The sequence below is a fragment of the Desulforegula conservatrix Mb1Pa genome (genome assembly GCF_000426225.1).
Taxonomy (GTDB): Bacteria; Desulfobacterota; Desulfobacteria; order Desulfobacterales; family Desulforegulaceae; genus Desulforegula; species Desulforegula conservatrix.
The window spans coordinates 1-11025 of the sequence record NZ_AUEY01000102.1 but is presented as its reverse complement, the minus strand read 5'-3'; the positions used below and the strand labels follow the sequence as shown (position 1 = coordinate 11025).

Annotated in this window: 12 protein-coding genes; 11 read left to right on the top strand and 1 reads right to left on the bottom strand. The window is 45.0% G+C overall.

Going from position 1 to position 11025, the window contains the following annotated elements; genetic code table 11:
- The 10 genes from K245_RS28385 to K245_RS27010 all read left to right on the top strand — a co-directional run.
- On the top strand, nt 1-253 hold a 253-nt coding region (locus K245_RS28385), incomplete at its 5' end, for a hypothetical protein (RefSeq protein ID WP_232223854.1).
- A 179-nt stretch (nt 254-432) separates the two neighbouring features.
- Nucleotides 433-2595, top strand: coding sequence for a response regulator (locus K245_RS25545; protein ID WP_332248677.1), 2163 nt, complete (start codon nt 433-435; stop codon nt 2593-2595).
- A 115-nt stretch (nt 2596-2710) separates the two neighbouring features.
- Nucleotides 2711-4198, top strand: a complete 1488-nt coding sequence (gene fliK, locus K245_RS0119405) for a flagellar hook-length control protein FliK (protein ID WP_027360527.1) — start codon at nt 2711-2713, stop codon at nt 4196-4198.
- A 14-nt stretch (nt 4199-4212) separates the two neighbouring features.
- On the top strand, nt 4213-4503 hold the full coding sequence (locus K245_RS0119400; RefSeq protein ID WP_027360526.1) for an EscU/YscU/HrcU family type III secretion system export apparatus switch protein: 291 nt from the start codon (nt 4213-4215) through the stop codon (nt 4501-4503).
- A gap of 560 nt (nt 4504-5063) precedes the next feature.
- Nucleotides 5064-5744 (top strand): flagellar hook-basal body protein, encoded by a 681-nt coding sequence (locus K245_RS0119395; protein WP_027360525.1) that lies wholly within the window; start codon nt 5064-5066, stop codon nt 5742-5744.
- Nucleotides 5745-5807: 63 nt separating this feature from the next.
- On the top strand, nt 5808-6590 hold the full coding sequence (gene flgG / locus K245_RS0119390; protein WP_027360524.1) for a flagellar basal-body rod protein FlgG: 783 nt from the start codon (nt 5808-5810) through the stop codon (nt 6588-6590).
- An 11-nt stretch (nt 6591-6601) separates the two neighbouring features.
- Nucleotides 6602-7627, top strand: coding sequence for a flagellar basal body P-ring formation chaperone FlgA (gene flgA, locus K245_RS0119385; RefSeq protein WP_198013939.1), 1026 nt, complete (start codon nt 6602-6604; stop codon nt 7625-7627).
- A gap of 14 nt (nt 7628-7641) precedes the next feature.
- A complete protein-coding gene (locus K245_RS0119380) occupies nt 7642-8355 on the top strand; it encodes a flagellar basal body L-ring protein FlgH (protein ID WP_027360522.1) in 714 nt (237 codons plus the stop codon).
- Nucleotides 8356-8442: 87 nt separating this feature from the next.
- Nucleotides 8443-9543 (top strand): flagellar basal body P-ring protein FlgI, encoded by a 1101-nt coding sequence (locus tag K245_RS0119375; protein WP_035277707.1) that lies wholly within the window; start codon nt 8443-8445, stop codon nt 9541-9543.
- An 8-nt stretch (nt 9544-9551) separates the two neighbouring features.
- Nucleotides 9552-10052: a rod-binding protein gene (locus K245_RS27010; RefSeq protein WP_051284452.1), complete on the top strand. Its 501-nt coding sequence runs from the start codon at nt 9552-9554 to the stop codon at nt 10050-10052.
- Between the two features lie 198 nt (nt 10053-10250).
- Here the strand turns inward: K245_RS27010 and K245_RS0119360 are convergent, their stop codons facing one another.
- Nucleotides 10251-10697 (bottom strand): VOC family protein, encoded by a 447-nt coding sequence (locus K245_RS0119360; protein WP_051284450.1) that lies wholly within the window; start codon nt 10695-10697, stop codon nt 10251-10253.
- Between the two features lie 185 nt (nt 10698-10882).
- On the opposite strand from K245_RS0119360, the gene K245_RS25535 reads away from it, so the two are divergent.
- On the top strand, nt 10883-11025 hold a 143-nt coding region (locus K245_RS25535), incomplete at its 3' end, for a transposase (protein ID WP_035277705.1).

Below are 11025 nucleotides of genomic sequence, written 5' to 3'. Positions count from 1 at the left end.
AAATCTGTTCCAGGCTATAGGCAGGGGCGCAACAAACGAAGGAGAATCCTCGACCCGACCTTGGGATAAGGCTTGCCGAACTCCCGTTCGTAGAATGAGGCAGCTCCGCGATGAAGTCTTGTCATGCGGTATCCAACCCGCGTATATCAGGTTGATCAATCGTCGCTTAACCTGTTTCGCCTCTGCCTATGCTCTGGACATAATGTCCATTGATGCCACTAAAAAAGTGGATGGGAGATTATTATTCTCTTGACTGGTGACAACCATATCAGGTCGGATTAGAGCTTCCTTTGCTCGTAATCAGACGTTGATCCCAAATACTTTCTCCTTAGTTTATAATGCGGCACCTCTCTGTGTCGCCTTTTAAGCTTTGAATATCAAATGGTTATATATTAGTTTCAGCATTTGAAGGGGACATAGCCTAAAGGAAACATAGCCATAGAAAAAGCTCACCGCATTACCAGGATAAACTATCTGCCAAGGGTTTTTACAACCCTTGCCGCGGCAGGTGTCTTGTTGTCTGTTGAATATTACCTGAAAAAACCCATACGGCATCTATGGCCATTCATCGGTTTTCTGCTTATATGGCCACATCTGGCCTATTTTGTGGCCCGTTCATGCAGTGATTCCAAAAAGGCAGAGTTCAGAAATATCTATATTGACTTTATTGTCATGGGTTTTTCTGTTCCGGCCGCGCTTTTCAACCCCTGGATCATTTTTACCTCGGTAAATGTGCTCGTTTCCAATTCCATAAGAAGCGCAGGATTCAGGGAAATATTCCGGGGAACAGTTTTGTATATGGTGGGAGTTGCCGCCGGGATTTTGGTTTACGGACTTAATATGAATTTCGAATATGGCCGGATAACCATGCTTCTTTGTCTTTCGTGCATTTCGTTTTATTTTGCAATTCTCAGCACCTCCGCATACGTGATGCTTAAAAGGCTCTCACAATCCCAGGCATATCTAAAATTAGCAATAAACAAGGCAGAGTCCGCCAATGTGGCAAAAAGCGAGTTTCTCGCCAATATGAGTCATGAGATAAGGACTCCCATGAACTGCATCCTTGGCATGTCAGGGCTTATCATGAGCTCAGAGCTTGATGCTGATCAAAAAGAATATATGAACAATATAAGGACAAGCGCCGAGATCCTTCTTTCCCTGATTAATGATATTCTTGATCTGTCAAAAATAGAGGCTGGAAAACTCGATTTCGAGCAACAGAATTTTGACATAAGAGCAACCATTGAGGATGTGGCGGATCTGCTTGCGTATAAAATTCAGGAGAAAGGGATTGAGTTTGCAATTCATGTACACCATGAAGTCCCAGCGCTGCTTATTGGTGATCCTGGCAGGCTCAGGCAGATTCTTTTGAATCTTTGCTCAAATGCGGAAAAATTTACAAGCGCTGGCGAAATCATAGTCAATGTTTCGCTTGTTTCAGAAACAGGGGATAAAGTTGTTCTCAAATTCGAAGTAAGGGATACGGGCATAGGAATTCCTTTTGACAAGATGGATCTTCTTTTTAAAAATTTCAGCCAGATAGATTCATCTTCTGCCCGGAAATACGGAGGCAGCGGGCTTGGTCTTGTCATTTCCAAAAGACTCATCGAACTTATGAACGGCGAGATCGGGGTGGAAAGCCAGGAAGGAAAGGGATCTTCCTTTTGGTTCACGGCAGAGTTCAGGAAACAGCCGCCTTATACCGATCAGATTGTCATTTCAGGTCGTGATATGGATGTTTCTTCCGAGAGGGTACTGATTGTAGATGACAACAGGGCAAATGCAGATATTCTGTCAGGATACATGAAAAACTGGGGATTCGGTTACGATATGAGCCTGAATCCTTTGGAAGTCATTGATATGATGAAAACTGCCGCTGCTTCCGGGAAACCCTACACCCTTGCAATAATAGATCTGGTCATGCCCGGCATGGATGGAGAGGGGCTGGGCAAGCTGATAAAATCTGATCATGAACTAAAAAGCGTTAGGCTTATAATCCTTGCGTCTTGTTTTCACAGGGGGGATTCAAGGCGTCTTAAGGAAATAGGGTTTTCAGCTTTTCTTACGAAGCCTGTCAAGTATAGTCAGCTGTATGGGGGTGTCATGGCTGTTCTCGGTATTACCGGAGCCGTGAATGATGAATATGACAGCATGAAAATGATTACAAAATATTCCATAAATGATGGGATAAAGAGGCATATAATGATTCTTGTTGCCGAAGACAATGCTGTTAACCAAAAGCTGGTTTTAAGAATTCTCGAAAAGGCCGGATTCAGGGCAGACGCTGTCTCGAGCGGCAAGGAGGCGGTGGAAGCCGTTACTAAAATACCATATGACATTATTCTCATGGATGTCCAGATGCCCGAGCTTGATGGGCTTGAAGCAACAAGGATAATCCGTGGAGGCAAAGCCAGGGTTCTGAATCCGGATGTAATAATAATAGCCATGACGGCAAGGGCAATGAAAGGTGACAGGGAGGAATGCGAGGCTGCAGGAATGAATGATTATATCACAAAGCCGATGCAGCCCGAGGTGGTGATTGAAAAAATAGGGAGTTATGTTGATGTCGTGCATGCCAGAAAGATAAAGGCATGAATGTCTGATAAAATCTTCCATAATGTTTCCTTACAATGTATTCTTGCCCGTGTTTGCTTATAATTTGTTGCTTTAAACCTTAAATTGCCGATTATTCCAGGTTGCCGGATTGATAATGAGAATAGGTTTCACACCTGAAAAACTTGCATTAAAACTTAAGCCGGATGTGCTCCAGCTTCTGTCTGCGCTTAAGCCGGGACAGACTGTGGCTGCAAAGGTGGTAAGCCAGGACCCGGGAGGTCAGGTTCTGTTTGAAATGTTGGGTTCCCGTATCAAGGCTGATGTCGGTAAACCCCTTAAACAAGGGGATCAGGTTATCTTTGAGGTGGTGAAAGACCCAGGCTCAAAAGGGGTGCCTTCACTTAAGCTTCTTGAAATTCAGCCCCAGGCGGCTTCTTTAAAGGCCCAGACCAAGGTAACGACCCAGGAAAAAAATGAGCCTTCGGTCATTTCAAGAAATTCTGCGTCAGGCCTATTAACAATGCAAAATCAGGGGCGGGAAACCATTGTAAAAGCTGTCCTTGGTAAGCTGCCTGCTTTTTTTGAGAAAATGCCTTTGGAAAAAATACAGGAAGGACTGCAGCTGCCTCAAACTATTCCTGCAAGGGTCGCAAAGAGCATTGATGCAAGCACAGTTGTTTTTTCGGTCAAGGGTGAAGAGATAAAGGCCAGGGTTTCTTCAGGTATCCAGGAAGGACGGGTTGTATTTCTGGAAAAAATAAAGCCTGGTCCGTCCTTGGAGTTCAGGGTCATTCAGCCTGATATTGCCCAGAATGTCAGAAATCTTGCGGCTGCGGCCCAGACCGAGGGCGGTGCCGGAGCTTTTCCAAAGCTTATAGGCATGATGTCGAAGCTTCTTCAGAATGTAAAGCCCGGTGGAGAAGGTGTTAGGCAGCTTCCTGAACCAAGGCTCGAAAAGCTTATGCAGCTGATAGAAAACATTTCACTTAAATCAGATGAGACGAAACCAGCGTTTTTGAATAACCTTATTAAAGACGGAGGGCTTTCCTGGGAGAACAAACTTGCGGAATCAGCCCTGAATCCGGAGAATGTTCAGACTCCCATAGAAACCCAGCATGATATAAAGGGTATGATACTCGACCTTCTTTCGGATACTTCGAGTCTTTCCCCGGAAGTAGGCAAGACCCTGGAATCTGCCCTTGCATCCCTTGAAAATCTCCAGCTCATGAATAAAATTTCGACATCCGAGGCAGGTGTTTTTTTTCTTCCATTTCCGATCATGTTTGAAGGATCATTCTCTTTTGGCCAGATTTTTTTCGATCTGCCCGAAGAATCCCAGGCAGAGAACAGCGAAAAACCTTTCAGGGTTTCTCTTATTCTTAATATGACGGAAATAGGGAAACTGAAGGCAGATGTTTCTTTTCTTAAAAAAAAGATATCAGGAACCGTGATCGTTTCATCTGAGGAAACCAGGGATTTATTTATTGAGAATCTCCCTGATCTTGAAAATAACCTTCTGGCAAGAGGCTTTGAATCCGCCGATTTCAGCGTGCGAATCCCAAGGAGCAGCAGCGAGCTTGACAGCTCCTCTGTATTTTCAAGTATGGTTGAAAAAAATGACGGCTTTAATATTTTGGTCTGATTTATGGAGGAAATATGGCAAAAAAAAAATCGGATGTGAAAAAGGCCGTAGCTCTCAAATACGATCCCAAAACCCACGGAGCTCCGAGGGTTTCTGCCAAGGGCGCAGGGGAACTCGCAAAAAGGATTATTGAGACAGCTATTGAAAATGGCGTGCCTGTAAAGGAAGATCCTGATCTTGTGGAAGTCCTCGCAGGGCTTGATCTTGAGGCTGAAGTGCCCCCCGAGGTTTTTGTGGCTGTCGCGGAACTTTTGGCCTTTGTATATTCCATGAACAAGAAAAAAATAGCTCTACCCGGGAAATAGCACAGCCATTATTTTGACGCTGTCGCGGTTTTTTGGCGTATATACCTATCCGGTTCTTAAAATATTTTTTCCGCTTTTGAATCGTCCATAGCCCTGTTCAATAATGTATGTGGCTCTGCCTGATATTCAGTTAAGAAGTGCCTTTTATGGTTAATGTGCCATCAAAAAAGGGTGATGCGTAGGTCGGATTAGGACGCCCTTTGTCCGTAATCCGACGTTAAGCCGGGTGCCTCCGGCGGGTCGCTTTTTGTAAAAAGCTCCGCAGAAACTTTATGGTTTTGTTAGTAGGCAAAAAACTGATATTTTTAGAGTTTTAAAAATGTTAAGCCCATTAACTTTCAAATGTTACTGAGAATTGAGCATAACCACAATAATGTATGCTCAGCAATAGCCTTCAATTCTTATGAATGCTGCCCCTAATCCCGGCGGATTTTTTTTATAGGTGGCGTTTCAATCAAAAAATCAGACTTCAAAAATCTAAAATCCGGCTTTCCTCCGGTTTCGGCATTTTTCTTGCTTATATCCTTGCAGGCATAATTGACTTTATAGAGGTATACGGCATGATTCTTCAGTTCACAAGACTTGTACAGGGCGCATTGAGGCAGGAGAGGCGGTTTCAGATTACTTCAAACAATCTGTCCAACGTCGACACTCCTAGCTTCAAGGAGGACGTTCTTTCCTTTGACTGGAGGCTCAAGGCCCATCTCACGGTAAATCATTCCCAGGGGCCTTTAAGAGAAACCGGAAATCCACTCGATGTCTCACTTGCGGATGAGGGGTTTTTTACGGTTCAGACACCCTATGGAACAAGATATACGCGGGATGGCCGTTTCACCATAAATTCGGCTGGCGAGCTTGTTACCCAGACCGGGGATCAGGTGCTTGGAGAAGGCGGCCCCATTACCATTGCCGGTAATAAGGTGGATATAAATAAAGCTGGCGAGGTCTTTGTTGACGGAGAGATTGTGGATGCTCTCAAGGTTGTTACTTTTGAAGATCTTACCCCCCTTTTCAAGCAGGGTGGAAATCTTTACGAATATCTTGGAGATCCAGGGGCAGAAATCACCCCTCCTAATATTGATGTAAAACAGAAAACAATTGAAGGCTCTAATGTAGAAACCGTGACTGAAATGGCAAGACTGATAGAGCTTTCGAGAATGTATGAAACATATCAGAAGATGCTTCAGTCTTTTGACGAGACAGACGCCAAAGCTATTTCTGATGTCGGTCAGTTGCGTTGATGCCTTTGGCTTTTAGAGCTTAGGGCACCAAAAAGCACGAACGAATTATAAAGGAGATTCACCATGATAAGAGGACTATGGACAGCGGCTTCAGGCATGCAGGCGCAGCAGATGAATATCGATGTCACCTCGAACAACCTTGCCAACTCAAGCACGACAGGCTTCAAAAAAAGCAGGGCAAATTTTCAGGATCTTATGTATCAGACCATGCTTGTGGCAGGCCCGACCACTCCGGGAGGCGGTCAGATTCCAACAGGCATCCAGGTTGGTATGGGTGCGAAGCCTTCAAGCGTTCAGAAAATTTTCACCCAGGGCGACTACGTGCAGACAGGAAACGAGCTGGACATGGCAATCGAGGGTGATGGCTTTTTCCTTGTTTCGGACGGCACTGAAAATTTATACACGCGAGCCGGCAATTTTACCCTGGATAGCGAAGGCTTTATCACAACTCCGGCAGGGCTCAGGCTGCAGCCAGAAATAGCCATTCCTCCCGAGACTACACTAATTACTGTCCAGTCCAACGGCCAGCTTACTGCCCATGGCCCGAACGAGGAGACTCTTCTTACAGAACAGATAAATGTTCACACATTTATAAATCCTGCGGGTCTTTTTGCAGTTGGCGGCAATCTTTTCAGGGAAACAGAAGGTTCAGGCGCTCCTGTCGAACTGACTCCCGGAGTGGATGGCGCTGGAACCATAGCCAATACTTATCTTGAAATGTCCAACGTCAGCGTTGTTGATGAAATGGTAAATATGATCGTTGGTCAGAGAGCTTATGAAGCAAATTCCAAGTCTGTCCAGACTGCTGATACTATGCTTGGCATAGCAAACGGACTAAAGAGGTAGGATGAATGGCCATGCCTGATTTTTCAGATAATCGTCCTTATCCAGACGGAAAACAGAGCTCTATACGGAATGCTCTTTTTTTTGCTGTTTTCGCGGTGTTATCTGCTTTGCCTTTTGTGGTTTCAGGAGCTGAAGTGGATGGCCAGAAAATTGCCGTTATTGTTCAGGGGCATGTTTCAGTGAAATCAGACGATATAAAACTGGGCGAGATTGCAGAGATTGATGCTCCTGAAAATATTGCAGGAGAGATCTCTGGACTTATCATTGCGCCCTCCCCAAAACCCGGACGCCAGAAAAACATCAGGGGCGGAAGATTAAAGGATCTTATTGAAAACCGTTTCCCGGAAAGCAAAGACATAATTCTCGACATTCCTGCATTGATAGTTGTCTCAAGGGATTCCCAGATATTGTCCGAAGAGATTCTGAAAGAATATTACATGAATAAGATTCATGAGATGTCCGGCAATGATCCCTTCGAAATTTCCGATTTCAGGGTAAGGGGCAAAAATATTTTTCCTGATGGCGATATTGAAATAAAGTCCGCGGGAGATTCCAGAGGAATTAGAATGGGTAATTACAGTCTGCCAGTTGATGTTTACGTTGACGGATCAAAGCAGGGCCGCCTTACACTTTCAGGGACTGCCGGTAAAAAAATCAAAATTCTGTGCGCGACCCGCGACATCCTGAAGGGTTCGGTTGTGACAGCGGATGATATAAGGGTGGAAACAAAGGATGCCCAGAATGGATCCAAAGGCATTTTTTTGACTGATCCGTCTTTGGCCATAGGCAAAAAGGTTCTCTCACCTGTAAGGTCAGGTGCTGCCATATTAGAAAAAAATCTTGCTGTTCCATCTGTTCTTAAAAAAGGAGACAAGGTCAGGCTTGTGGCAAAGGCCGGGCTTTTAAGCGTTGAAACTTCAGGTGAAGTTTTGTCAGATGCCGCTCTTGGGGAACAGGTAAAGATAAAAAATATTGACACAGGCAAGAGCATTACTGCCAGAGTTGTTGATTCAACAACTGCTGAAGCGGTATTTTGATGTACGGAGGCTTTATGAATAAAAGAGAACTGGCAAATCTTACATTTTCCGCTGTTTTTGCTGTCTGGTTTTTTTCAGGATGTGCAGCAACAACTCCCGGGCCTGTTGTGGAGGCTGTTCCAGGGGCTGCGCCGGAGACTCCCGGAGGAATGTATATGAAGGTCCCTGCATCCGAAGGCTCAATATTCACAGGTGGTAATGCCCTGCTTTTTTCAGACCAGAGAGCTAAAAGGGTTGGCGATACCATAATCGTTGACATTGTTGAAAACACTTCATCCAAAATGGACGCAAATACCGACATATCAAGAGAAAGCACTACCGAGGCAAAAATTCCATACTCCGCCGGTTTCCTGGATGCTCTGAAGGATTCCAATTCGAGATTTGATCCTGCAAATATTCTTATTTCCAGCACTAAAAATGATTTCAAGGGTAAAGGCTCAAGTGACAGAAAAGGGCAGATCACTGCGTCAATCGGATCAAGCGTGGTCAATGTGCTTCCAAACGGCAATGTCGTGATCCAGGGCACACGGGAAATGACCGTCAACAATGAGACCCAGTATATAAATGTGTCAGGCGTTGTAAGGCCTGAGGATATCGGCTCGGACAATCATGTGAAATCCACATATCTTGCCGATTCCAAGATTGTTTATTCAGGCACAGGAGTTCTTGCAGACAAGCAGCGGCCAGGATGGTTGGCGAGGCTTTTCGATAAATTCTGGCCTTTCTAATTCTTGAGTTTCATCAGATAAAGTTATTGTGTTTTTGATGCTAATCCGGCGTACGCCTGAATGGTTACAACGGAATAAGGAGTTCTTATGCGTGGTTCTATTTGTATTCTATCATTTGTTTTGCTTTGTTCTTTGTTTGCCGGAAGCGCGTCAGCGGCCCGCATAAAGGATATTGCCTCCATAAAAGGTATAAGAAACAACCAGATTGTCGGATATGGTCTTGTGGTTGGTCTTAACGGAACCGGAGACAAGGGTGGCAGCGGTTTCACCATGCAGTCCCTTGCGAATATGATGGAAAGAATGGGCATAAGAGTCGACAAGAACCAGCTAAAGGTAAAAAACGTGGCGGCTGTAATGGTCACTTCGGAAATTCCTCCTTTTGCCAGGGTAGGCGGACGGCTTGACATAGCGGTTTCATCGGTTGGAGACGCGAAGAGCCTCGCCGGAGGCACGCTTCTGATGACTCCCCTAAAGGGCGCAGACGATAATATTTATGCGATTGCCCAGGGGCCTCTTGCAATTGGAGGCGTCGGTGCCGAAGGTGGTGGTGGCGGAGCCGTCAAAAATCATCTCCTAGTGGGAAGAATAGTAGGAGGCGCGACCGTCGAAAAAGAAGTCCCCTTTGATCTTGACGGGAAAAAAGAGCTCACCATGTTTCTTTCAAATCCTGATTTTACAACAGCCCAGAGAGTCGCTGAAAGGATCAATGGCTTTATGGGCGCAGGTACTGCCAAGGCTGTAGATTCAGGAACGATAATGCTGGAAATTCCGGCCAAGCTTAAGGGCAATGTTGCCACATTCGTATCAGAAATCGAAACCCTCGATGTCAAGCCTGACAGCGACGCTAAAATCATTGTCAACGAGAAAACCGGGACTGTTGTCATTGGTGAGAATGTGAGGATTTCGAAGGTGGCCATATCCCATGGTAATCTGAGCATAACTGTCCAGAACAGTCAGCAGGTTTCCCAGCCGCCTCCGCTTTCAGGAGGGCAGACTGTTACGACTCCGACCACAAACGTGAGTATAAAGGAAGAGAAACAGAAGCTTGTTGTCCTTCCTGAGAGCGCAACCATCGGAGATCTTGTCAAGGCTCTTAATGCGCTGGGAGTTACTCCGAGGGATATGATAAGCATATTTCAGAGCATTAAAGCAGCCGGCGCACTTCAGGCTGATCTAGAGATAATATAGGGGGCCAAATGGATATAAAAGACAGAATCAATCAGGCTTCAATTCAGTCAGACCAGGAAAAGAATCTCAGGGCAAAATTTGCCGGCAAGCCAGGTCAGAAAGCGCCGTGGCTTAGTGAGGCTAAAGAAAAGAAACTCAAGGAATCCTGCAAAGACTTTGAGGCGGTTTTTACCAATATGATGCTTCAGTCCATGCGCAAAACCCTGCCCGGAGATTCTCTTTTCGGCAAGAGTCTGGCGTCGGATATTTTCCAGTCCATGTATGATCAGAACCTTGCAAGCCAGATATCAAAAAATGGCGAGGGCCTGGGGCTTTCAGGCATGGCATACAAGGATCTAAAGACCAAGATTACGGGTGTTCATGAAGCTCCTGTAAAACCTCCTTCAAAATTCTACAGGGACGTATCCTCTGGCTTCGAAGTAAATGAAAAAAGTGAAACTGGGGCGGTGGAGCAGAAAGAATCCGAACAGGACGATGATTTGAAGGCGGATTTGTTTTCAGTAATTTGATCCCATTTCAATTTCAAAGGATCATTATTGTGCAAGGTTGGAAAAAGTCAGACTTTCGTCATGCCGAACTTGTTCCGGCATCCGGTATTATCAGATAGTTATAGATTCCGGCCTGAGCCGGAATGACGGGAATCGGACTTTTTGCGAGATCATTAACCATAAGAGCCCATGCAAATCAATGCTTGATGAACATCAAGCTCATTTTTCCCATGATTGAATTTCTATGATATTGCCGTCCGGATCTCTGAAATAGACAAACTTCAGAATACCCACATTTTCTATCGGTCTTTCAATTATTGTACCAAGCCGCTCCGCGCCGTTTTCAAGGGCTTTTTCCAGAGTCGACTTCACGTCTAAAACTTCAAAGGCAATATGGGTAAGGCCTGTGTAATTTGCCATTATCTCTTTGCTTTGGCTCATCTCTTCATATGTGAAAATTTCGAGCGTCGGCCCATTGTCTCCATGACCCGGAAGGAGAAGATGAGCTCCCCTGAGTCTGGCATTTTTCAATCCAGTGGCCTGATCCAGCCAGTCTCCTGAAAGATTCCGTTCAGGCGGCTTGATTTTGCAGTCAAATACTTTGATGTAAAAATCGGCAAGCCTCTTCCAGTCTTTTGACGCAATATTTGTATGGGCAAAACGCATGGGAACCATCCTTTATGGTTGTTGATCATTTGCTTGTGTAAAGACATTCATGACGCTTTTTATCATAATTAATCATAAGTAAACCCCCGGCTCTGCCGGTGGACTCACAGAGTTTGACAGATCCTGGAATAAGAAGAAGTCTCCAATAACTGAACCGCCTAAAGTTCAAGTTAAAGGAGACTTCAATGAGCGAGAGACAAAGCCTAAGCCATAGTACCTGGGAATGCAAGTATCATGTAGTATGGATTCCAAAGTATAGAAAAAAGACTATTTATGTAGAATTGAGGAAATATTTGGGAGATGTATTTCGAGATTTGGCCAGACAAAA